At 56.7% G+C, this 23728-nt stretch carries 16 protein-coding genes; 11 read left to right on the top strand and 5 right to left on the bottom strand.

The window, feature by feature from the left end; all coding sequences use genetic code 11:
* The first annotated feature begins 216 nt into the window (after positions 1 to 216).
* The 3 genes from FTW19_RS18915 (at position 217) to FTW19_RS18905 (ending at position 5822) form a co-directional block, all read left to right on the top strand.
* Entirely contained in the window at positions 217 to 1395 is a 1179-nt protein-coding gene (locus FTW19_RS18915; RefSeq protein ID WP_147649135.1) for a substrate-binding domain-containing protein, read from the top strand.
* A 172-nt stretch (positions 1396 to 1567) separates the two neighbouring features.
* Positions 1568 to 4822, top strand: a complete 3255-nt coding sequence (locus tag FTW19_RS18910; RefSeq protein ID WP_246153770.1) for a TonB-dependent receptor — start codon at positions 1568 to 1570, stop codon at positions 4820 to 4822.
* Positions 4823 to 5369: 547 nt separating this feature from the next.
* Complete coding sequence (locus FTW19_RS18905) at positions 5370 to 5822, top strand: response regulator (RefSeq protein WP_246153398.1); 453 nt, start codon at positions 5370 to 5372, stop codon at positions 5820 to 5822.
* Positions 5823 to 5842: 20 nt separating this feature from the next.
* Here the strand turns inward: FTW19_RS18905 and FTW19_RS18900 are convergent, their stop codons facing one another.
* Complete coding sequence (locus tag FTW19_RS18900) at positions 5843 to 7003, bottom strand: substrate-binding domain-containing protein (RefSeq protein WP_246153397.1); 1161 nt, start codon at positions 7001 to 7003, stop codon at positions 5843 to 5845.
* 303 nt (positions 7004 to 7306) lie between these two features.
* Here FTW19_RS18900 and FTW19_RS18895 point away from each other — a divergent pair, with 303 nt between their 5' ends.
* The 8 genes from FTW19_RS18895 (at position 7307) to FTW19_RS18865 (ending at position 19109) form a co-directional block, all read left to right on the top strand.
* Positions 7307 to 10588 (top strand): TonB-dependent receptor, encoded by a 3282-nt coding sequence (locus FTW19_RS18895; RefSeq protein WP_246153396.1) that lies wholly within the window; start codon positions 7307 to 7309, stop codon positions 10586 to 10588.
* 163 nt (positions 10589 to 10751) lie between these two features.
* Positions 10752 to 12188 (top strand): arabinose isomerase, encoded by a 1437-nt coding sequence (locus tag FTW19_RS18890; RefSeq protein WP_246153395.1) that lies wholly within the window; start codon positions 10752 to 10754, stop codon positions 12186 to 12188.
* A 76-nt stretch (positions 12189 to 12264) separates the two neighbouring features.
* A complete protein-coding gene (locus FTW19_RS18885; protein WP_147649130.1) occupies positions 12265 to 13761 on the top strand; it encodes a GH39 family glycosyl hydrolase in 1497 nt (498 codons plus the stop codon).
* A gap of 106 nt (positions 13762 to 13867) precedes the next feature.
* Positions 13868 to 14182, top strand: coding sequence for an L-rhamnose mutarotase (locus tag FTW19_RS18880; protein WP_147649129.1), 315 nt, complete (start codon positions 13868 to 13870; stop codon positions 14180 to 14182).
* Between the two features lie 128 nt (positions 14183 to 14310).
* On the top strand, positions 14311 to 14511 hold the full coding sequence (locus tag FTW19_RS18875) for a hypothetical protein (protein ID WP_147649128.1): 201 nt from the start codon (positions 14311 to 14313) through the stop codon (positions 14509 to 14511).
* A 245-nt stretch (positions 14512 to 14756) separates the two neighbouring features.
* Positions 14757 to 14909 carry a hypothetical protein gene (locus tag FTW19_RS25890; protein ID WP_187143056.1) on the top strand — a complete coding sequence of 51 codons (153 nt, stop codon included), beginning with the start codon at positions 14757 to 14759 and terminating at the stop codon, positions 14907 to 14909.
* Positions 14910 to 15288: 379 nt separating this feature from the next.
* A complete protein-coding gene (locus FTW19_RS18870) occupies positions 15289 to 16491 on the top strand; it encodes a S41 family peptidase (protein ID WP_147649127.1) in 1203 nt (400 codons plus the stop codon).
* Positions 16492 to 16583: 92 nt separating this feature from the next.
* Entirely contained in the window at positions 16584 to 19109 is a 2526-nt protein-coding gene (locus FTW19_RS18865; protein ID WP_348641827.1) for a penicillin-binding protein 1A, read from the top strand.
* A 187-nt stretch (positions 19110 to 19296) separates the two neighbouring features.
* Here the strand turns inward: FTW19_RS18865 and FTW19_RS18860 are convergent, their stop codons facing one another.
* From FTW19_RS18860 to FTW19_RS18845, 4 genes are all read right to left on the bottom strand, one after another.
* Complete coding sequence (locus FTW19_RS18860) at positions 19297 to 20220, bottom strand: hypothetical protein (RefSeq protein ID WP_147649126.1); 924 nt, start codon at positions 20218 to 20220, stop codon at positions 19297 to 19299.
* 349 nt (positions 20221 to 20569) lie between these two features.
* Complete coding sequence (locus FTW19_RS18855) at positions 20570 to 21652, bottom strand: IS110 family transposase (RefSeq protein ID WP_222705456.1); 1083 nt, start codon at positions 21650 to 21652, stop codon at positions 20570 to 20572.
* Positions 21653 to 21957: 305 nt separating this feature from the next.
* Positions 21958 to 22911, bottom strand: a complete 954-nt coding sequence (locus tag FTW19_RS18850; protein ID WP_147649125.1) for a bifunctional riboflavin kinase/FAD synthetase — start codon at positions 22909 to 22911, stop codon at positions 21958 to 21960.
* Positions 22908 to 23726, bottom strand: coding sequence for an MBL fold metallo-hydrolase (locus tag FTW19_RS18845; RefSeq protein ID WP_147649124.1), 819 nt, complete (start codon positions 23724 to 23726; stop codon positions 22908 to 22910). The genes FTW19_RS18850 and FTW19_RS18845 overlap by 4 nt, the downstream gene beginning before the upstream one ends.
* Positions 23727 to 23728: the final 2 nt, after the last annotated feature.

The following is a 23728-nucleotide window of genomic DNA, read 5'->3' as shown; positions in this document are numbered from 1 at the left end:
TCCGTAGAGCGATTTGGAATGAGGCCAGTACATACGATCATCTGGTCTTTCGCAAGGTGGCAGGTCTTTGCTGCTGCCCGACGTGATTCCGCAATTCGGAATTTCCACACCAATCCATCCTTGCCGCGCCGCTTCTGATCCTCGTACTCTGCCGAGTGTGCTGGAGCGCATTCCGAAATCCGGAATACAGGAATCCGGCGTTGAGGGAGTGGAGTCATGGGTCCGTTGAAGCAGGTGGAGCGTCGATCAAATATGCAGACGAGCCGCCGCAGTGATCGCAACGAGTCACAGACCGTCCTTCGTGCATGTGAGGTACTGAAGGCATTCAAGAGTCTTGGAGAAGAGCTCACGCTTCTGGAGGTGATGGAACGCGCCCAACTTCCCAAGACCACGGCCTTCCGGTTGCTGCGTACTCTGATCCATGGGGGCTTGCTGGAGCGCGTCGGCGCCGGCGTCTATCGCAATCGCTTCGGCCCCGTTACAGGACGCAGATATCGAATTGGGTTTGCCACGCAGGGAGTAACCGAGTTCTCTCAAGAAGTGTTGCGCAGTATTGAGACTGTCGCAGCGAGGGAGAATGTAGACCTCATCACGGTAGACAACCGCTACTCCGCGCGCGAAGCGCTGCGCAATGCCGACTTTCTGATCCGCGAAGGTGTAGACCTTGTCCTGGAGTTCCAGACCTATGAGCGCGTGGCTCCGGCTATCGCTTCCAAGTTTCTGGAAGCAAAGACGCCGGTCATTGCCATCGAGGTTCCGCACCCTGGAGCTACCTACTTTGGCGCCAATAACTACAAGGCTGGTGTCATCGCCGGAAAGGCCCTGGGACGCTGGGCCAACGATAACTGGAATGGCCGCGTGGACCGCGTCGTTTTGATGGAGCTTCCCATTGCCGGTTCGCTGCTTGAGTTGCGCGGTACCGGCTTTCTGCATGGCCTTCAGTCCGAACTCCCGGAGATCGCCTCTGCATCTGTTGTTCATCTGAATGGCCGTGGAGATTTTGAACAGGTGCAAGAGATGCTGCGGAAGTATCTGCGTAGAGCCCGTGCGAAACGTACACTCGTCGGCACCGTCAACGACATCTGCGCCCTGGCGGCTGTTCGCGTATGGGAAGAGTTTGGTGCTGAGAAGACCTGTGCCGTTGCCAGCCAGAACGCCACGCCTGAGGCGCGGGCTGAACTCCGTCGTCTGGGAACGCGGCTCATTGGTTCGGTCGCGTACTTCCCAGAGAGGTATGGCAACTACGTCATTCCTCTGGCGCTGAATCTTCTTCGGAATAAACCGGTTGCTCCGGCAGTGTTCGTAAAGCACCAGTTTTTGACCCCGAAGAATGTCGATCTGGTCTATCCGCTGGACACCGGAGCGAAGCTCAGGCGCCCTCGATTGAATGCGTAGAGTGAAATGCGTTTTGTGTAGAGACTTTGCATGTCAGCGATTGCATAAATATGCATGAATGCAAGAAACAGTTGACAGGTACTGAGGTCACTCCTTAGCATTCACCTCCGTTATGAAGATCATGCAAGCTTCTCCCCGCGAACGCCGGTTTCGGAGCGCGTCCTTACTGTTGATGCTGTTCGTTCTGACATCAACGTGCTCACTCGCACAAGGTCTGGGCCGTATCGTCGGCCTTGTCACGGATAGGGACTCCGCGGCAGTACCGGGTGCACGTGTTAAAGCAACGCAGGTCACGACGAATACGCAGACAGAGACCGTGACCAACAGCGATGGAGGATTCGTCTTCCCGTCTCTGCCGCCAGCTACCTACAAGATCAGTGTGGAGGCCGCAGGCTTTTCGACCTACACAAACAGCTCGGTCACGCTGCTTGCGGACCAGACCGTCACTCTGAATGCGGAGCTCTCTATCGGTCAGACATCGGAGACGATCGAGGTAAGCTCTGCCGCGCCGCAGGTTGATACCAGCACAGGCACCATCTCTCAGGTCGTGAATGAGCGGCAGGTGAATGAGCTTCCTCTGAATGGCCGTAACGCCGCACAGCTCACAACGCTGACGCCTGGTGTCGTGGCCGCACCCAGCGGCGCAGCCGACCAGGGCAACACCAAGACCTTTCCCGCTGCTGTGACGATCTCTGCTAACGGCACCCGCGCCAACCAGACGAGCTATCTGCTGGATGGCGGCAACAACGTGGACGAGTACACCAACGTCAATGCGCCGTTTCCGTTTCCGGATGCACTGCAGGAGTTCAGCGTGCAGACCAGCAACTACACGGCGGAGTACGGTCAAAACGCCGGCGCTGTGGTGAACGTCATCACCAAGGGCGGCAGTAACAAGTTTCACGGCAACCTCTTTGAGTATGTCCGCAATCGCGTCTTCAATGCGCGCAACTACTTTCAAACCGCCGTCGATCCGCTGAAGCGCAATCAGTTTGGCGGCACGGTGGGTGGCCCTGTAGGCTTGCCCGGACTTTGGCAGAGTAAGTCGTCTTTCTTCTTCTTTGGGATTCAGCGCACGACAGTGCACACGCAGAACGCGCCCAGCTCGTCTACCGTACCAACGACCGCGAATGTTGCGGGTAATCTGCCGGTGTTGAGCGGCCAGGCCGGCGTTACTAATCCATTCAATAACACCTTCTACCCGGTGAATCCTGCTACGGGTGCGGCGTTTGTGAACCCGTCAAACTTCGATCCTGCATCGCTGGCCCTTCTTTCGCACGTTGCTGTGGCCAATACGACCAGCACCGCACCAGTTACTCTGAACTTCATCCGCCCGGTCGCGCAGGACTTCCTCGAATACGTTGCCCGTTATGACCACAACCTTGGCAAGAAGGACCGCTTTACCGCGCGCTACTTCCTGGATAAGTTCTCCAATGCCGGAGTGTTGAATCTCAGCAACCTTCCCACCTACTCTGACGGTTCCAACATCGACTATCAGAACGCGCTGATCTCTGAGACGCACACCTTCACCGATAATCTGCTGAACAACTTCATCCTCAGCTATCAGCGCGGGTATGCCACCCGTGGGCCCCTCTCCGGCGGCATCAATATGAACGACCTCGGCGTGAATATCTGGCAGCCCGCCTTCAAGTCGATCCAGAGCATCAGCGTGGCGAGTTACTTTTCCATGGGCGACAATCCGCATGCGGACTTTCTGCGCTCGAACATGACGCTTGCTGACGATGTGCGCTGGGTGAAGGGGAATCACACCATGGCGTTCGGCTTCCATGGTGAGGTGGCAAAGGTCGATGTGGTGAACCAGAACGGCCAGCCCGGCACCTATGGCTTCACCGCGACAAACGGCAATACAGCCCTGGCGAACTTCCTGTTTGGTTATCTGAATACGTTCTCGCAGAGCTCCGGCCAGTTCCAGCAGAACCGCGCGAAGTTCATTGGCGTGTATGCGCAGGATAGCTGGAAGCTTAACCGGCGCCTTACCTTGAACTTCGGTGTTCGCTATGAGCCCTACCTGCCGCTGCATGAGCGCGGACTGCGCATGGGGCAGTTCAATCCCGCTGCGTATGCCGCCGGCCGGCGATCGACAAAGTTTCCCAACGCTCCCGCCGGTCTGCTGTTTGCCGGCGACGCCGGTGTTCCTGTCGATGGCATTCGCCCTGTCTATACCAATCTGATGCCGCGTGTCGGTTTTGCTTATGACCTTTTCGGCAATGGGAAGAGCAGCATCCGCGGCGGAGCCGGTATGTTCTATGACACGCGCTCAAACGGCCTCTTCAACAATGGCTGGATCGGCAGTGCTCCATTTGTGACGACTGTCAGTCTGAACCCTGCGGGAACGCACTTCTCCAATCCCTATGGTTCAACCACGAATCCATTCCCGGTCTCAAATCCGAACGGAGCGTTCATTGGAACGATTCCGGTTATCACCTTTGATCCTTCCGGCAACTTCAAGGTGCCGCTGACCTATGCGTGGAACCTTGCGTTCGCCCAGCAGCTCACCAACAGCCTGAGTATGCAGTTGGCTTATGTAGGCGGACATGGCAGCCATATCTTTACCTCGCCGGAGATCAATCCGGCGGTTTACACCGGCACCGCCACCACATCGAACACGAATGCGCGCCGTCTCTACCAGGGCTTCTCGACGATCAGCCTCACCGACATGGGAGGCAACTCGTCGTATCACTCGATGCAGGCAACGCTGGATGAGCGGCTCTCTCACGGGCTGAGCGTTACGCTCAACTACACCTGGTCGAAGTCACTGGACAATGTACCCAATGGTGCGGCGACGACGAGTGCCGGAGCCGGACAGAGCTTCGTCCTTCCGGTTTATCTGCCGAACTATAAACGGCTTGATGTCGGTCCCTCGGATTTCGATCACCGCAACGTCGTTACGGCGAAGTATGTGTGGGTCTTCCCGGAGATGACAAATGGTTGGGCGCCGTTTCGTGCCATCCTGAACGGATGGCAGTCTTCGGGGCTGGTGAGTGCTCGGACGGGCGATCCCATTACGCTTGCGTTGGGCCAGGACGTATCGCTCACGGGCATCAATCGCGACACACCCATCCTTTCTGGAAATGCCTATGGAGGGAACGCGTGCAGTGGCGTCACGACATCCTGTAAGAACTGGCTGAACTTCTCAGCCTTCACCACACCTGCGAAGGGAACCTTCGGCAACGTCCGCAAGAATACCTTTACCGGGCCAAACTTCGTGACCTTCGATACCTCGCTTACGCGCCACTTTAATATCACGGAGCATACGGACCTGCAGTTCCGTGCCGAGTACTTCAACCTTTTCAATCGCACCAACTTCAACACGCCTTCGAACAACCTAAGCAATGCATCGACCTTTGGACGGATTACGACAGCCAACGATCCGCGTATCGGACAGCTTTCCTTGAAGTTGGCGTTCTAGTCTGTTGCAGAAATAAAGAAGGCGCGCCGCAGGGGGCGCCTTCTTTATTTCTGCAGATGGAGTGCAGGGTCGTCATGGAGGGCAGGTCAGGCTGCTGGTTCCCGTTTGTGTTCTTCGGGTTCCGAGTTCTGCTCTTTCTCGGCCTCACGAGCCTTTGCGATCTCCAGTTCCGTAATCATTCGCACGATGGAATGCCGGAGCTCTACCACCGCATTGTCATGGGGCGAAAGACCTAGCTTCTGCTCTACCCGGGCAAGCGTAGAGCGGAGGATTTCTATGAGACCTGGAGATAAAGACGCCACTTCCACGCGTTAGATGGGGGAGGGCGCCAATAGGCTGTCTCACCTCGTTGTATATCCAGGTACCCGGCATTTCCTTTGGAAAATCGGTCCGGAAACGGAGGCACTGGATTCGTGTGTTCGCTAAGTGCCTTGTTTGCGGGCGTTTAGTGGAGTCAGTTGGAGGGCCTTCTGAGGATTCGTTATGCGGACGTATTGGCAAGCTAATTGCTCAACCATACGTAGACCGCGCTGATAAACCACAGAAAATGCGCGGCGTAGGACGAAAGGAAGTTCTTTTGGCACGAATTTTTTACTCGCTTCTCCCGCCAAAAGACGGAGGTGTTATGTCTCATGAGCATGTCTCTGTCGTTTTCGTCGTGGATGATGAACAGGTTATCTCCCAATCGCTCGCCATCATCCTTCGCCGTGAAGGCTATGATGCGTCGTACTTTACGAATCCATTGGAAGCTCTGGAGCAGATGAAAATAACTCCGCCGGATCTCCTCATCAGCGATGTCATGATGCCCGAGATCTCCGGAATTGAACTTGCGATCCGGGTGGCAGAGAGATATCCCGATTGCAAAATTCTTCTCTTCTCCGGGCAGGCAGCAACGAGCGACCTGATGAACGATGCCCGCGCACAGGGGTACAGTTTCCAATTGCTGCCAAAGCCGCTGCATCCAAGACAACTTTTGGAGGAGATTGCCACCTTGCAGTGATGTTGCTCTGGCGACAAACATCAACGTTTGCTATAGAGGAGGGAATCGGAGTTGGCCATGCTGATTTCATGATCGTTCGGATATGCAGTATCCACGTTGCCGGGATGGATCAACCGATGCTTTACGAAAGTAGCGGCTGGTACCTCCCGGCGCTGGATCATATCCATAGCTAGTTGGATCACGGCCTCTCCGTACTTTTCGGGAAAATAACCGACAGAACCGATGAGCCGCGAACGCGGACGCCGCATCTCTCGTCGTGCTTCAATGCTGGCGTTGTGGCCCACCGCCAGGCAGTCTTGTGAGCGGCCGCTCTCTTCCAGTGCCTGGAGTGCACCGAGACAGCTTGGATCGTTTAAGCCCGCCAGCAGTATCTTTTTGGCACGGCTCCGCCGCAGATGTTTCCTCATGGCTGCGAGGCTACCTTCGAAGCGGCCGTTCCCATCGAGAAATACTGCTTTCTCTTCCGGAAACCGTGGAAGAATCTCGCGTAGGCCGGCGAGAGTGGCGGTCATTCTCGACCGTGGCAGCGGTCCGGCAACCGGCAGCTCCATCAATACAACCTCGTCGACAATGCCTTGCCATTGCTGCAGACACGCCTTGCCCAAAGCGCGTCCACCCAGAATGCCGGCCCTGTAATTGTCCGCTCCGTAGTAGGTAGCGCCGGGATGCGGCACCTCGATCGCAATCATAGGAATCTCGGCCTGGAGAATCTTCGCGGCTACGAGTGAGGCGCTCTGATGATTCGTCTGGAACTCGATCACGAGGTCCAGATTCTCCCGTACAAAGGTATCCGCATTGCGCAGCGCCGCCTTCGGGGAATAGTGATTGTCCAGCACCAGAAGCTCGATCCCCGCATGGTAAGCGCTGCTTCGAATGCTGTCACAAACCAGCCGGGAAAACGAAAACTCCTCTGTCTGTGACGCATAGCCGATACGAGGCTTCTTGACGCCTGCGAGGACGACAGTGCGATAGCTGTTTTTGGAGATACGCTCGATCATGCCGCACCCAACCAGCGTGGACAGTAGGCGGTAAGCGCTTGGCCTCGGGAGAAACGTATTCCTGCAGACGGCGTCGAGGCTCACGTCTCCCGACGATTGTTGAAGGTATTTCAGGATCTCGCAGGCGCGTATGACTGATTGCACAGTGCCGTTGCGCGTGGTGGGTTCACGTTTAGGGGACATGGGAGATTCTTCCGCACTGCAAAATATCATGCTGCGAAAGGAAACCTCCAGTGCGAGGTTCTGTTTCAGAAAATCAATGGGAATTTGCCAATTTCGAGTATTGAAGATTTCGCACAGTGAAATTTATCACTCGCCGGACTTTCCTTTGGAGAGTCGGCGATTCGCGTGTCTAGGATGTTCGCCATTCTCAGGTCTACCGCATGTCCATGCCTGAGTCCGGAGGCGAACATGTTTCAGAAAAATCAGCTTTGCCACAAGATCTTCAGGCCATGGAGACGCGTAAGTTTCGTACGCCGGTGCCGTATGGGGACTTGCCTTTCTATATTCCTTCTGACACTGTCGCTGGCGGTGCCGTGTGTTGCTCAGTCGACGACAGGTGACATCATCGCGTCGGTCATGGATCCATCTAGTGCGATGGTTCCCGACGCCAGCCTTGTGCTTACCCAGTTGGAAACGGGCCAGCAGACGGTCCTGAAGACGGATGCGAATGGGCTCGCTGTCTTTAGTTCGTTGAGGCCCGGCAACTACAAGCTTGTCGCCAGCCGCGACGGCTTCCGCAGGGCAGAGCTGAACGGCATCACGGTTGTGATTGGGCAGCGCGCCAATCTGGAAGTCCATATGCAGGTTGGCGACAATACTGAGTCCGTCACTGTATCAGCGAGCCAGGCTGCGATGCTCAATTCAGAGAGCGCCGCTGTTGGACAGGTCATCAATCAGAACAGCATTCAGACATTGCCGTTGAATGGCCGCAACTTCGTTCAGCTCACGCAGCTCACTACCGGAGCGGCGCCGATTGGCAACGGCAATTCACCTGCCACGACGTGGACCGGCCGCAGCGATACGACGATCTCCATTGCTGGTCTGAGGGAGAGCGACACCAGCTTTCTGGTGAACGGCATCGAGACGCGTAACTCGCGTTTCGGCAACACGGGCATTCGGCCATCCGTAGATGCGATCCAGGAGTTTCGCGTGCAGCGCACGACCTTCGGCGCGGAGTTCGGCCATGCAGCCTCCATCGTGAATACGGAGCTGCTGGCAGGCGCGAATCCATTTCATCTGGTGGTGTTCGCGCTCAATCGTAATCGTGCCTATGCTGCGAACACGTACTTCGCGAAGCAGGGAGGGATCTCACAGCCAGCGTTGAATCAAAATAACTTCGGCGCAACCTTCAGCGGGCCAGTATGGATTCCTAAGCTTTATAACGGACGGAACCGCACGTTCTTTATGTTCAACTTCGAAGGTTTCCGTCTCATTCAGGGGCAAACGCTGACAGGGCTCTATCCTTCCGTCGCGCAACTTCAAGGCAATCTGGCGGACGACAGTGCGGGCACCGGACTCTTCCCGACGTCGTCAACGTTCTGTTCGGCTAACCCAGGCTCCGGCAAATGTGTGAATATCATCAACCCTCAAACGGGCCAGCCGTTCGCCGGGAATGTCATTCCATCCAATCAACTGGATGGCACTGCGATGAAGGCCTTGCCGTTCATCCCCAAGCCAAACCTTAATGCGGGCGGTGGCGTGGCCTTCCCCAGCTATAACACGGTTGCATCACCGCGGAACACGCAGACGATCAATCAGTACAACGCTCGGCTCGACCATCGCTTTTCAGATCGCGACAGTGTTTATGCCACATGGTCTAACAGCAACGACAATCTGTTCAACGCCACGATCAATCCTCTGGGTGGCAACGCTGTTCCGCTGAACGATCATCTGTGGACAGCTGCCTATCTGCATACCTTCAGACCGACGCTGGTGAACGAGTTTCGCTTCGGAGTGAATGATTCCGCGACCTTCCGTAACTCGGAAGGAGCCTACGGGCCAAACTATGCGGGTGTGCTGTTCGGGCTTCCGTATGCCAACAATGGCAATCCGGCAACCTATGGCGTTCCTGTCTTCGGCATCGCCGGGTTCGGGTCCGTGGGTTCTATCGCGGAGGTGATTGGAGCGGACGATAAGTACTACCAGGTCTCTGACAACCTGACCTGGACACATGGCAAGCTGACTTCGATGAACGGTCTGCAGTATATCCATGAGAACTTTACGCAGATCACCGATTTTGCATCGAACCCAACGCTCTCCTACAGCAACGGGTACTCCACGCGGAACGCGGCAGGGCAGCGTGTCAGCAGCATCGGCCTGAGTGACTTTCTGCTTGGTCTTCCGTACGAGGTCACAGCCGCCAGTGGTGACTCGACCCAGTATCTGCACAGTTCCTACTATGGCTTTTACTCGCAGAACAACTGGAAGGTTCTGCCTTCGCTGACAGTCAATCTCGGGCTGCGCTATGAGTACGCCGGCTCGCCGATTGAGTCGCGCAACCGCAGCCAGTTTTTTGATACGGCTACCGGCCAGTTTGCCTATGCGGGGTCTTCGATCCGGCGGTCTATCGTCAAGCCGGACTTCAATAACTTCGCTCCGCGTATCGGCTTCGCCTGGAGACCGTCCCTCCTTCCCAACACCGTAATCCGCGGAGGTGTGGGGACATACTATGCGACGGACAACTTCAACGAAGAACAGTTCAAGAATCAGGGAAGTCCCTTCTACACCTCGCGCAGCAACACACCGAGCACGACGACGCCGGTGTCGATCTTCAATCCCTTCGCCGGCACCTCGACGACATTCCCACCTGCGCACGCGAATATCTTTACGCTGGACCAGGATAATCGGACCCCCTATATCAACCAGTGGGGTCTTGATATCCAACAGGCATTCGCTTCGGACTATCTGCTGGAGCTTGAATATGCGGGTTCCAGCGGTCAGAAGTTGGCGCAACGCAAGAATGCGAACATCGGGGCGATCGACACGACAGGAAGCATTCCGCTCGCCTCGCGCAAACCGTTTCCTCAGTATGGCTTCATCCTGGTGAGCAGCAACTATGGCCGCTCAAACTACAACGCCCTTACCGCCAAGCTTGAGAAGCGTATGAGCCATGGCAATTCGTTCCTGGTGGCGTATACCTACTCCAAAGCTATTGATATCGGCATCACCGATGACTTCTCGTCGCTGTCGCGCGACTTCTTCCGTTATGATCGCGGCGTTTCGGACTATCACGTACCGCATCGCCTGGTCGCCAGCTATACCTATCAACTGCCGTTCGGCCGCGGTCAGCGCGTTTTCAGCAGCGCGCCACTCGGCGTGGAGTATCTGATTGGCGGTTGGCAATTGAACGGCATCACAACATTCAGCTCCGGCCAGTACAATACGCCCACGCTGGCCGGTGACAACCTGAACATTGGTGACTTCAGCCAATCTCGCCCGGATATTGTGGGCGATGTCCGCGCCGGCAGACATGCGCCTACGCAGTGGTTCAACGCCGCGGCTTTTGCAAAGCCGAGTTACGGCACTCCCGGCAATGCGGGTAGAAACTCACTGGAGCAGCCTGGCTATCAGAACTGGGATGCGAGCCTCTTCAAATCGCTTCCGCTGGGCGAGCGCGCCAACTTCCAGCTTCGTATGGAAGCCTTCAACGTCTTCAACCACACTCAGTTTGGGCACGCCAACACCTCGCTCGGGCCAGGATTCGGAGCGATTACGTCCACACGAGCGGCGCGGATCGTACAAATCGGAGGGCGGCTTGTGTTCTAGTTGCCTGTGTCTAAAGTTCGCGCATAAATCATGAAGGGTAGTGTCAGCCGAAGCATTGAAAAGCAGGTCCTTCACTTATCACCCCAGCGAACCAGTTCGCTGGGGACCCCGAACGTTCAGGATGACACTTTTGATATTTTTTCCGAAGCCTGGAGGGCACACATTGCAGCGTTTTGATACTCAGCTTCGCGTCGGCTTGATCGGTCTTGGCCTGGAAAGCTACTGGCCGCAATTCGAAGGTCTGAAGCAACGCCTGGAAGGTTATCTTGAGCTGGTTTCCAGAAAGGTAGAGGAGAGCGGCCGCAGGTCGATTTTGATGGGCCTGGTCGATACACCGGAGAAGGCAGTGGACGCGGGCCATGCCTGCAGGACAGAAGATATCGACATCCTGCTGGTCTATGTCACCACGTACGCGCTGTCTTCGACGGTGTTGCCGGTCATCCAGCGGGCGAAGGTTCCCGTTATTCTGCTCAACCTTGTTCCCGCGGCGGCGATTGACTATGTAAAGTTCAACCGCCTTGGTGATCGCACAGCGATGACCGGGGAGTGGCTGGCCTTTTGTTCGGCCTGTCCCGTGCCTGAGATAGCCAATGTCCTGCGTCGCCTCGATATTCCGTTTCAGCAGGTAACAGGCATGCTCGAGAACGATCCGCAGTGTTGGGCCGATCTTGAAGGATGGTTGAAGGCAGCCGACGTGGTGAAGACCATGAATCATTGCCGCCTGGGACTGATGGGGCACTATTACAGCGGTATGCTCGACATCGCAACGGACCTGGTGCAGGTGAGCGGCCGGTTTGGGACACTGATTCATATCTTCGAGGTCGATGAGCTAAGCGCGATCCGTCGTGCAGTAACACCACCGGAGGTTGAGAAGAAGCTCAGTGATTTCCATGACTTCTTCGCACTTGACGACGAGTGTCCCCCGGAGGAGTTGACCCGCGCCGCAACCACCGCTGCCGCACTGGATCAGCTTGTGCGCCGCAAGGGAATCGACATGCTGGCGTACTACTACAGCGGTTCCGGAATACCCGAAAACGAGAACACCATGAGCTCTATCATCCTCGGCACGTCCATGTTGACGGGCAGGGGGGTGCCGGTTGCCGGTGAGTACGAGGTGAAGAATGTCCTCGCCATGAAGATCCTGGATGAGCTTGGCGCCGGAGGATCGTTTACCGAGTACTATGCCATGGACTTCACGGACGATCTTGTTCTGATGGGGCATGATGGCCCCGGACATCCGCGCATCGCCCAGGAAAAGATCCGCGTGCGTCCGTTGCCTGTGTACCACGGCAAGGTGGGACGCGGTCTCTCTGTAGAGATGGCGGTGAAGCACGGGCCGGTCACGCTGCTCTCTATCGTGGAGGACAAGCAGCATGGCTTTCGCCTTCTGGTTGCGGAAGGCGAGAGTGTGCCCGGTCCCATTCTCGAGATCGGCAATACCAACAGCCGCTACCGATTCCCGATTGGCGCCCGTGGATTCTCTGAGGCGTGGAATGCCCAGGGACCTGCACATCACTGCGCGATCGGTATCGGCAATTTAGGAAATCAACTTCGAAAACTTGCAGCCCTGATGAACCTTGGTTTTCATCAGGTCTGCTAGGGCGTGCCAGACGTCAGGAGTTTGATGACACGCCCTGGCACTTCCTTAATAACGAGAGTCACGAACAGGAGGAATCATGAAGAACGCTCTTGCGGCCGCCGCCCTGACAACTGCCTTTGGCTGTGGCCTGCTGCACGCGCAACAGGCTGCGGTCTCCGGCATTAAAGTTGACTGGACAAAGACTGATGTCACATCGAACGCCACGCCTGCGTATCAGGTTGTGGTGAACCCCATGCTGGAGCGAGGGGCGAAGATGCACGATGGCAGTTTCAAAGCAATTGCTACGATCGGTGCGGATTACGTCCGCTATGTCCCGTGGCTGCCGTATCCGAAGCTTGCTGTCGCGGAGCTTGAGCCGCCGACGCCAGAGAAGACCTCTTGGGATTTCTCCCTGATCGATCCGATGGTGGAAGACCTGATGAAAGCGACGGCCGGACATTCGGTCATCATGAACTTCAGTACCATGCCGGCCTGGCTATGGAAGACAGAGAAGCCGGTGACATATCCTGCCGATCCGAATCAGGTCTACTGGACGTATACGCGGGGCACTGACATCAAGGACCCCACCTATAAAGAAGCCGCTGACTATTATGTGCGTCTGCTCTCCTGGTATGAGAAGGGTGGCTTTACCGATGAGAACGGAAAGTTCCACAAGAGCGACCATCACTATAAGTTCGAGTATTGGGAATTGCTCAATGAGATCGACTTTGAGCATCACTGGACACCGCAGGAGTACACGCGTTTCTTTGATGTCGTAACCACTGCGATGCGGAAGGTGGATCCTGATCTGAAGTTTGTCGCGTGTGCGTCGGCTATTCCGGCGAAGCACGGAGAGATGTTTCGCTACTTTCTCGATCCGAAGAACCACGCGCCGGGAACACCGATCGATTTCCTGAGCTATCACTTTTATGCCTCACCGTCCAAAGGGGAACCTTTCGAAGCGATGCAGTACACCTTCTTTGACCAGGCCGACGGTTTTTTGAATACCGCGAGGTATGTGGAGCAGATCAAGCACGAGCTGTCGCCCGGCACCAAGACAGATTGGGACGAACTGGGGGCCATTTTGCCGGAAGATGATGACAGTAATCATGGCAAGAAGACACCGGAGGAGCCGGCGTTGTATTGGAACCTGACAAGCGCGATGTATGCCTACCTTTACATCGAGGCAGTCCAGTTAGGTGTTGATGTTGTTGGGGAATCTCAACTGGTAGGGTATCCGACGCAGTTTCCGAGTGTTTCGATGATGAACTACAACACCTCGGAACCAAATGCCCGTTTCTGGACACTCAAGCTGCTCAAAGATAACTTCGGTCCCGGCGACCGCTTTGTAGCGACCTCTGGAGGGAACAGCGATATTGCCATTCAGGCGATTCAGACGTCGATCGGCAAAAAGATCCTGTTGGTCAATAAGCGTCAGAAGGCAACAACTGTCGAACTTCCAGCAGGAACGACAGCGCAGGCGATCACCTACACAGCTCCGTCAACCGGCGATCATGCAGCTGCGACGGGAAGGCCGCAAGGGAATGCGGTTTCTCTAGAGCCCTTCGAGGTTGCGGTTATCACCGTGCAGTAGGGCATTTCGGGCGGCTGCCTCTGCCAGGGAGTAGCCGCCCACAAGATACAATTTGCCTCGTCAGGTGCCTTGAGCACTGACGATCACGAGAAGGTGACCTAAGTAAATGCAGCGAGTCTGTTTCACACTGAAGCTTCGCGCCGATAGGTTGGACGAGTATGTTGAGCGGCACAAGCATGTCTGGCCGGAGATGCAGGATGCTCTGCGCGCAACGGGATGGAAGAATTACTCACTCTTCCTTGGACCGGGAGCAACCCTGATCGGCTACGTTGAAGTCGAAGACTTCGGAAAGGCCGTAGAAGGGATGAAGGCCTTTGAGGTGAATGAACGCTGGCAGGTTGAGATGCTGCCGTTCTTTGAGTCAGATGGCAAGGCGGACGACGCGATGCGCCCCCTTGTGGAAATCTTCCATCTCGATTAGTTATCTCACCAGTGGAGAAGGGAAGCGAATCGCCCGTACTTACTTACGGAAGCTTATCCTTTTCACATAAATTCAACATTGTTTGGTCCTCGGGGTGCATAATAAAGAACCCGATGGAGGTAGGCCCCATGGCGAAACTGACAATCGAATTCGCAGGCTCCGTTCAGGTGCTTACATGTGAGTGCGGTTACAGTGCCGGCAGCATGCCGAAGGAGTGCCCTCACTGCCATCAGCGATTTGACCATGTAGAGATGTGGACTCCTCATGGTGAGGTGCTCACTGCGGCCTCACTGCCGGCGTCCTTGCGACTACCTCTCGATAATGCCTGATGAATTCCTGGTTAGAGCATTTTTCCTGTGGGTGTGATGTAGGGTTTCCGCATTCTATGGGCGTTTTCCGCAATGAAAACGCCGCTGCACGCCCTCCGGAATATCCAGCAATAGGAAAAATCCGCTAGTCAGGTAAATCCGCATCTAGTAGGTAAACGTTAACGGTAATTTGACCGTGAAAAACGTTTTGTACTTTTTTGGACTGCATTTACCTTACGTGGATGGCGGCTGGGTACGAGATACGAATGACGGTGGGGGAATATATTGCCTCACTGCTTGAAGCCGAGGCGGAAAGCTTTTCTTCCAGCGAGGAAGAGGCGGAGTGCCTGCGGGACCTCGCCCGGCTTCACCGCGAGATGAAAGATGTAAAGGCCGTTCGCATCTGGCGCGAAGCTTAAAGCGTAATCGATTAATTTGAGAGGACCAATGGATCGCGCACACCGTGTCCTGTGTGTGTTTCTCGGAATGTGGGTTCGTTTACGGCTGAAGCTGCCAGTGAGAACGACAATGAGTTGCTGAGGGTGAAAGCGATCACCTTCCGGCTTCGGTGAAACCGGCACAATAATATTGTTGGTTCCATTTCGGGGCTTCGAGAATCGCAAGCCTATTATTTCCAGTCACTTGCGTAGTGAGGCTTAAACCATTCAGCAGATCGAATGGACAAAATTCTGGTTTCCACGCGGCCATCAAGCGGGAGTATGCTATTTCTACCCCGCCGCGTCTAACAGCCAAGCGCGCGGTCAGCTCGTATCGTTTTTTGCCGGAGATGGTTCCCAAATGCCCCGTATCCCTAAGATTTTGCTCCTCCTTGCTTCAGTCGCACTGGTGCTGACTGTTTTCCTGGGTGCTAACGCCACCGGCGTAAGCGCGGCCAGCGATCCGCAGGAGAACGCTTACCGGCAGATCAATGTTTACAGCGAAGTCTTGAGCCATATTCAGTCCGACTATGTGGAAGAGCCGAACATTCCGTCGGTGACCAACGGCGCGCTGCGTGGACTGGCGGAGTCGCTCGACTCGGAGTCCGGCTACCTCTCGCCGGAGGAGAACAAGTCCTACAAGACATTAAAAGGAGGCAAGGCCCAGGTTGGGATCAACGTCTCCAAGCGCTACGGTTATGCCACCATCGTCAGCGTGGTGCCGAACAGCCCGGCGGACAAGGCCAATCTGAACGACGGCGACATTATCGAGTCCATTAGCGACAAGTCGACCCACGACCTCTCCCTGGCTTCCATCGAGATGATGTTGCGTGGTGAGCCTGGCACGACCGTGACCATCGCTGTCGTCCGTCCTCGTAAGGCGGCTCCGGACAAGATTGATCTGACCCGCGCCATCACGCCGCTGGCTCCGGTCGCGGAGACTCTCTACGAGAACTCGACGATTCTGTACCTCAAGCCCGGCATCCTGGACCACGATCATGTCTCGCAGATCGAGGGCAAGCTGAAGGGACTGAACAAGGGTGGCAACAAGAAGCTGCTCCTGGATTTGCGCAACGTTGCCGACGGCGACATGGTCGAGGCGCAGCGCCTGGCGAATATGTTGTTGAAGTCCGGAACCATCAGCGTGCTGGAAGGGCAGAAGTTCGCCAAGCAGACTGTGACGGCGGATCCTTCGAAGACTGTCGCCGAGAAGGCGCCTGTAGTGCTTCTGGTCAACCGCGGTACTGCTGGTGCGGCCGAGCTGGTAACGGCGGCGCTGCAGGACAACAAGCGTGCTGAGGTTGTCGGTGAGAAGACTTTCGGTATCGGCAGTCAGCAGAAGACCTTTGACCTGCCGGATGGCGGCGCTCTCATCCTCTCCGTAGCCAAGTACGCCACGCCTGCGGGTAAGAAGATTGAGGATGACGGGGTGGTTCCCGGTGTCCTGGTTGCCGGAGCCATCGATGATGGTGACGACGACAATGCCGCGGCTCCGGCACGTAAGGACCAGGTGGACGATCAGCTCTCGAAGGCGTTGGAGATCCTTAAGAACAAAGCAGCCTAGGCGGGAAGAATAAAGCCGCTTAGATGAGTGCCTGGTATCACGGGCCGCATCCCAATTCTGTGGGATGATCTTCCATAGGCAGTGCTACGTCCGTGAACTCCATCTTTACTGAAGATCCGCGGCAGACACACCGTCCGAACCTGCGGACGCGCCGTGTCGCCGCGCGCACGCGTGCTGTTATGCGGCGCGGCGCCTTTATCGGTCTATTGGGCATCTCCGCCCTGTTCGGATCTCTTTGCGGTCTGATGCTGGTCTACTCCGTAGATCTGCCGCAGATGCAGGACCTCGAGCGGTATCGTCCCAACACGACGACGGAGCTCTACGATATTCACGGCAAGCAGTTTGGCTCCTTTTCGCTGGAGCGGCGTGTAGTTGTGCCGTACAGCGAATTCCCGCCTATCCTGCGTAAGGCGATTCTCTCGATCGAAGATAAGAGCTTCGAGCGCAATTGGGGCGTGAACCTGTTCCGTGCCATCGGCGCCGCCTACCGCGACCTTCATAGCAAGGGCCGCGCACAGGGCGCAAGTACGCTGACCATGCAACTGGCGCGTAACCTCTTCCTCTCGCCGGAGAAGACCTTCAGCCGTAAAGCGCAGGAGGTTCTCCTGACGCTGCAGATCGAGCGCCACTTTACCAAGGAACAGATCTTCGCGCTGTATGCGAATCAGATTTATCTCGGCCGCGGTACCTATGGATTCGAGGCGGGCGCGCAGTACTACTTCTCCAAACACGTCCATGAGCTCACCCTGTCCGAGGCAGCGTTGCTCGCGGCTCTACCTAAGGGGCCGGAGTATTACTCGCCGGTGCGGCATCCTGACCGAGCACTGAAACGCCGCAACCTGGTGCTGAGCGAGATGCAGCAGGATGGATGGATTACCGAGGCCGAAGAGGCCAGGGCCAAAGATGCTCCGCTGGGTCTGAAGATTGAGCCTCCCGCAAACTCCGTCGCTCCATACTTTGTGGAAGAGGTCCGCCGCCAGCTCGAACAGCAGTTCGGAGCGGAAGAAGTGCATGGAGCCGGCCTGCGTGTCTACACGACGCTCGATTATGACCTGCAGGTGGCGGCGAATCACGCCGTGCTGAACGGTGCGGCTTCCTACGAACGACGCCACGGTTGGAAGAACCGCGTACAGAACATCATTCTTGCCGGCCAGGATCCTGCAACCTATGTGCATCCTGACTGGACCATGCCCATCGAGAAGGACACGTACTTCCATGCTTTGGTAACGGATGTGAGCGAGAAGGAGATCCGGGTACGGATCGGCCAGCGTGAAGCCTATATCGAGCCGGCGGACTGGGCATGGACGCAGCTGAAGACCGGCGACGCTCTGCTGAAGAAGGGGGATATCGCTTATGTCCGCATCCTGGCGACTGAGGGAGAGAAGGGAATCCACGCTGCGCTGGAACAGGATTCAGGAGCACAGGCTTCGCTGATGGCGATGGACAACTCGAACGGCGAGGTGCTTGCCATGGTTGGCGGCCGCGACTTCTCCTTGTCGCAGTTCAATCGCGCGACTCAGGCGGAGCGCCAGGTGGGTTCTTCGTTCAAGCCGTATGTCTATACCGCAGCGGTGGAAGCCGGCACCAAGCCAACGGACCATGTTCTGGATGTGCCGACAACCTTCTCCACTCCCAGCGGACCGTATACCCCGCACAACTACGAGCCTGACTACAAAGGCTCAATGACCGTGTTGGAGGCCTTTGCGGAGAGCCGTAATATTCCGGCGCTCCGGCTGGCGCACCAGGTTGGCATCCAGAAGGTCATCGATGTTGCCCAGCGTTTCGGCGTCACCTCGAAGATCCCGGCGTTTCTCCCGGTTGCGATCGGCGCGGCGGATATGAAGCTCTTTGACCAGGTGGGCGCCTACGCCGTCTTTCCGAATGATGGCATCCGCGTTGAGCCACACTACATTCGCCGGGTTACGGCTTCCGATGGTCTGCCGATGGACGATCCCGCGCCAAAGGTGAGCGAGGTCACCTCGGTGGAGACAGCTCGCACCATGATGACGCTACTCAGACAGGTCACCATCTCCGGTACGGGAGCCGCGGCTTCACAACTGCATCACGCTCTCGGCGGCAAGACCGGCACAACGAACAACTATACGGACGCCTGGTTCATCGGCTTCTCTCCGTCGGTGACCTGCGGCGTGTGGATCGGATACGACGATCGCCAGTCGCTCGGCGAAAAAGAGACTGGAGCCCGTGCAGCGCTGCCCATCTGGATGGAGTTCATGAAGCTGGCCATCGCCGGCAAACCGGACGAACAGTTCGCCACCGGCGGCGAGAAGAAGCAGCTTGAGGTGACGGTGAACTCCGACGCCCGCTCGGTGACCGAGGAGCAGAAGAAGAAAGAAGCGGACGAAGACAGCGACGAGGACCGGACCTCGGAGACGATCAAGCCTGTGGATCGTGCGCCGGCTCCGAAGATTCTGTCTCCGCCACCGGCACAGAAGCCAGCGGAGAAGCCGGCTGAGACGCCGAACCAGCAGCAGCCTGCTTCGCCGAATCCACCGGCACAGAACAATGTGCCGAAACCGGTTCCGGTCCCGGGCACGCCGTCGCAATCGCCGTCAGCAGTTCCTGCGGCGCCTGCTCCGGCGAAGCCTGCGGAGCCGTGAGATTTTTGATTCATGCGCCTTTGTCTAACCACGTTGCACGAGCAGTATCTTCGTTTTTGCTCCCACGTGGGAGACTCATCTCCGCCTCCAAGGTTTCGCTGCGTCTTCACCGACAAATGCATTCTCGGATAGTTTCTCTGTCGGATAGAGTCGCAAATCTGCAAACGGGAGATTCGGACGTCGACTACTATTTCTCCTTCTCGAGAAGGAGAAACTGATTGTCGGTGAGAGTGAGCGTTTTCGTCGCTCTGCCGACCTGAGTCAAGCGAAGAGCCAAGCCAGTAGGACTCCAGGCGAGATCCGTGATCAGGACAGGGCATGTTCCCTTTGTGTCCAATTCCCCTTCAGCGCAAACATCATGTGTATCCAGAGAGGCTACCCGATGACGCCCGGTGCCTCTCCCTGGCAGGGTGAACCTCTCCATCAACAGGGCATTGTCGACACTCACGGCGAACGCCAGTTCGTGGCTGTCCTTTGACCATAAGAGCCTTGATCGAGATTCTATCTTGCCAGTAACATCGAACTTACCAAGGTTATCGTAAGGTCGGCTCATGCCGTTGAGCGGAAGGATGGCCCTGCCGACATTGACTGAATCTGTACGAGGAACATCAGGGGAGCGATTCTCTGAAGGGCTCTGATCCACCCGATAGAGCATGTAGCGGTCTGTGGCGGCAGCTCCGTGGGTTGGGTAGAACTTGATAAAAGCTATGTTATTGGCGTCCGGGGATATGGCCGGGAGATAGCACCAGATGCTATCAACGACCTTACCGGTGACCGCATCCACGATGACAACCATGGAAGATGCTCCATCCAACATACCGCGAACAAGAACCCTGCCTTGAGGAGATACCGCGAGTTCGTCTACTTCAGCAAGCTCCTCTGGAAGAGGGACAGTTGTTCTCTTCGTGTTGCTCTTAATCTCGAGTTTCAACAACCTGGAGCTTCCGAGTACGCGGATTCGGCGGTCCTTCCATCGTGCGGTTGTCGAAGTAATGTGCCCAGGATGAAATTCCTGAATCGGGGGTGGATAGAGGTCGCCAGACTGTGCCGATGCTAGGCAGGAGAATACGAGTATGCCGCCCATGGATGCGATCATCAAGTAGTTTTTCATGGCCTACCAGTCCACCGTCCACAGCGGAAACCTGGGGACATCCATGATAGGTAAGAGTCAAGGGAAAACGGAGATTTCCCATGGCGAGGCGGAAGGTATTCTCCCGGCGCTTGGTTATGAGTGAAGTCGAACTGTTCTCGATCCTTAGATAAGACCAACGCATAGGCAGCGTGGCCAGACATCCATTTGCGGGAACACCATTGGTGGAACGGCGTCGGCGAAGATTGAGTGAGAGTTGACCGGCCGGCCTCGAAACAGACGGTAAAGTGTATCCGGAGCTGCTGCTCCGTTGCACAGTCCCCAAGCGAGCAAGGACCGGCCGGTGGATCGCTGACAGGTCGAACTGGTATTAGGCAGCTTGAGTGAGCAGAGGCTGCTTTTTCGTTTTTGTCTTCATGGCGTCTTTTGTTTCCGGTGGCGAAGTCACGATCCGGAAGGGCTGGCCGCTCTTGTCCACCGCCAGCAGATAAGCCACCAGCTTGCGTGCTAGTTGCAGCGTGGCCCGATTGCGATGTCCGAGCTCCAGTTGTTTGGCATGCAGCGCCGCCAGTTGCGGGTTCCAGCGTGGCGCCAGTTTGGCTGCTTCGATCAGCACCGTCTGCAGCCACGCATTGCGCTGTTTGGAAATGGGTCCTCGTTGCTGCTTGCCGGCAGAGGACCGGAACGCAGCCGTCAGACCGCAGTAACTCACCGCGTCCCCGATGGAGGAGAAGCGATACGGATCGCCAACCTCCAAGGCCCAGGTCAACGCCGTGATCGGACCCACTCCGGGGATGCTCATCAGACGCTCGATCCGCTGCTCTAAGGCCGGCTCCGATAACAGCCTCTGGGCGATCTGCTTCTGTGCCGACTGGAACAGCTCCATCGAACTGCGGCTCATCCGCAGCAGATCCTTCACTGACTCCGGCACTTCTTCCAGTGTCTCGATCAGAGCGGAGAAGTATTTCTTGCCGTGCAGCTTTTCCTTGTGGAAGACAGTCCCGCTTTCCATCAGCAGCCCAGCCATCTTGTTCTGCATCCGCACCGATTGCTGGACCACCATGCTGCGATAACGCAGCAGCCGTCTCAGATCGCGCATCTGCGGCGGCATCACATAGCACTCCGGTAACAGATCGCATCGCAACAGATCGGCGATCGTTCGCGCATCGATCGTATCGCTCTTCTTCTTGCCAGCAGTGACGGCTCGCATTTTCGCAGGATGTCCCATCACCAGCCGCTCCGCGTACGGCTTCAACGTATCGTAGATCCAGGCACTGAACAGCGTCGCTTCCATCGCTCCGCTCCATCTCTGGAGTTCCTCTGCCCAACGTCGCAGCTCCTGCCGGCTTGCCTGTAGCTTGCCTTCTTGCACGATCTGCCCAGCTACCGTCTTGATGCAGTAGCTGATGCTCCTCTTGTGCACATCTAATCCGATATAGTGAAGGACATCCATGGGGTTCTCCTGTTTGGGATTTCTGAGCCGGCTGCTCGATACAGCCAGTCTCAGCAGCGTAATCTCCAGGAGAACCCTGTTGCATTTCCGCCCACGCCCCCTCACCGCCTATACATCCAAACAGACGGGTGGAATGCACCCCTGAAGTGAGACGGTAATCTGGGGACGAGAAGCAGATCCCTACGGGATGACAAACAAAGGACCTGCATAAAGCAGGTCCTTTGCTAACCACCCCCCAGCGAACAAGTTCGCCGGGGAGCCCGGATACTCAGGATGACAACGTTGAGTGAATTGGGATACCGGTACTACTGAATCAATCGCCGATAGCCGCGCAAAAAGCGCTGCGCGCGGGCGATGTCTTTGCCGATCTGAGCCTTCAGGGCTTCGGGGGAATCCCACTTCATCTCAGGCCGAAGATGCGTCAGGAAGGTAAGCCGCAATGGTGTCTCTTCCGTCATGTCCACGGGATGGAAGTTGAAGAGATGGGTCTCGACCGCATAGCTGTCCGGGCCAAAGGTTGGGCGGTTGCCGGCGTTGGTTACGCCTTCGAAGATTGGACCATCGTCGCCGATCTGCAGCGTTGTGACATATACGCCGTTGGCGGGGAGCAACTCGCTGTATGGCGCCAGGTTGATGGTCGGTACGGCATACTTCGTGCCATATCCGCGGCCCCTGGCCGGTGTGCTGCAGATGCTGTAAGGCCTTCCCAGAAGCACGCGCGCGGAGGAGAGGTTCCCTGCAAGGATGAGCTGGCGAATGCGGCTTGAGGAAATAATGCCGCCACGCAGAGGCACCGGTTCGTAGATCCTTGCCGAGAAGTCGAGTTTGTTCCCCAACTCTGCCAGGCGCATGACGTCGGCCTGTGCCTGATAACCGAAGCGGAAGTTGCTGCCAACATGAACTTCGGTCGCACCCAGACAGTCGCAGATGATCTTAGAGATAAAGTCTTCGGCAGAGGTCTGGGCCAGCTCCTGCGTAAACGGCAGAACGAGGGTCGCATCCAAGCCTGTGGCGGCGAGCAAACGAAGCTTTTCTTCTGTCGGCGAGATCATCTTCGTCGGCGAGTCGGGACGCAGGATGCGCACGGGATGAGGATCGAAGGTGACTGCAATCGACTTCGTGCCGGATTCCCGGGCGCGCGCAATAATCTCCGAGATCACCCAGCGATGGCCACGATGGACTCCGTCAAAGTTGCCGATGCTAATGATCGAAGGTCCGAAGTTCTCCGGAACCTCGGCAATGGAGCGGAAGATCTTCATTCCGTGCCCTCCGTAGTTTTGGCTGCGGCAATCTCGAAATCGAGGCACATGCCGTCATGGGACATGAGGATGTGTGGCGGCAGTTCGGCGTTGATGGCGTCGTGGTCCAGGTCGTGCGAGATGTGGGTAAAGAAAGCCCGCCGCGGCTTGATGCGTTCCACCAACGCGATGGAGTTTTCAAGGTTCGAGTGCGAGGGATGCGGCGCGCGGCGCAGGGCATCCACAATCAGAATGTCGAGGTCTTCGAGCAACGGAAAGCTCTCCTCGGGCAGGGAAGACAGGTCGGTCAGATACGCCGCTCTTCCGAAACGCCAGCCAGTGATGACCTGACTGCCATGCTGCACCGGAATACGTTGAAAGGCCGCACCGAAGAGCTTGACCGTGGTGCCGGGCTCGGTGCTGATGCGATGCATCTCCACACGCGCAGAGGTCATGTAGCGATCCTGTGTGCGGAAGGTGTACTCGAAGATGCGCTCGATGACGCTTGCTGTCTCATCGTCGGCGTAGAGGGGGATGGGATTCGCAAATGAGAGTGGACGCAGGTCATCCATGCCGAGAACATGGTCGGCGTGGCCATGGGTGTAGAGCACGGCGTCGACGTGGGTGACCTTCTCGCGTATCGCCTGGAAGTGAAAGTCCTGGCCGGTGTCGATCAGCACCGTTCGACCGTTATAGTCCAGGCGCACGGAGGCTCGTGTGCGGCGGTTGTGCGGCCGTGTGCCATCCATCGCAGACGTGCACACAGCGCAGCCGCAGCCAAGCGTCGGCACGCCCATGGATGTGCCTGTGCCGAGAAATGTAAGCGTCGCCTCCATGT

The sequence above is a fragment of the Terriglobus albidus genome (genome assembly GCF_008000815.1).
GTDB lineage: Bacteria > Acidobacteriota > Terriglobia > Terriglobales > Acidobacteriaceae > Terriglobus > Terriglobus albidus_A.
The sequence above is the reverse complement of the archived record's forward strand: the minus strand, read 5'-3'. Positions and strand labels throughout refer to the sequence as shown.

Bases quoted from the DNA above. Each gene is read 5' to 3' on its own strand.
- FTW19_RS18915 (WP_147649135.1), top strand. From the start codon at position 217: ATGGGTCCGTTGAAGCAGGTGGAGCGTCGATCAAATATGCAGACGAGC.
- FTW19_RS18910 (WP_246153770.1), top strand. From the start codon at position 1,568: ATGCTGTTCGTTCTGACATCAACGTGCTCACTCGCACAAGGTCTGGGC.
- FTW19_RS18905 (WP_246153398.1), top strand. From the start codon at position 5,370: ATGCGCGGCGTAGGACGAAAGGAAGTTCTTTTGGCACGAATTTTTTAC.
- FTW19_RS18900 (WP_246153397.1), bottom strand. From the start codon at position 7,003: ATGTCCCCTAAACGTGAACCCACCACGCGCAACGGCACTGTGCAATCA.
- FTW19_RS18895 (WP_246153396.1), top strand. From the start codon at position 7,307: ATGGGGACTTGCCTTTCTATATTCCTTCTGACACTGTCGCTGGCGGTG.
- FTW19_RS18885 (WP_147649130.1), top strand. From the start codon at position 12,265: ATGAAGAACGCTCTTGCGGCCGCCGCCCTGACAACTGCCTTTGGCTGT.
- FTW19_RS18880 (WP_147649129.1), top strand. From the start codon at position 13,868: ATGCAGCGAGTCTGTTTCACACTGAAGCTTCGCGCCGATAGGTTGGAC.
- FTW19_RS18875 (WP_147649128.1), top strand. From the start codon at position 14,311: ATGGCGAAACTGACAATCGAATTCGCAGGCTCCGTTCAGGTGCTTACA.
- FTW19_RS25890 (WP_187143056.1), top strand. From the start codon at position 14,757: ATGACGGTGGGGGAATATATTGCCTCACTGCTTGAAGCCGAGGCGGAA.
- FTW19_RS18870 (WP_147649127.1), top strand. From the start codon at position 15,289: ATGCCCCGTATCCCTAAGATTTTGCTCCTCCTTGCTTCAGTCGCACTG.
- FTW19_RS18860 (WP_147649126.1), bottom strand. From the start codon at position 20,220: ATGAAAAACTACTTGATGATCGCATCCATGGGCGGCATACTCGTATTC.
- FTW19_RS18855 (WP_222705456.1), bottom strand. From the start codon at position 21,652: ATGGATGTCCTTCACTATATCGGATTAGATGTGCACAAGAGGAGCATC.
- FTW19_RS18850 (WP_147649125.1), bottom strand. From the start codon at position 22,911: ATGAAGATCTTCCGCTCCATTGCCGAGGTTCCGGAGAACTTCGGACCT.
- FTW19_RS18845 (WP_147649124.1), bottom strand. From the start codon at position 23,726: ATGGAGGCGACGCTTACATTTCTCGGCACAGGCACATCCATGGGCGTG.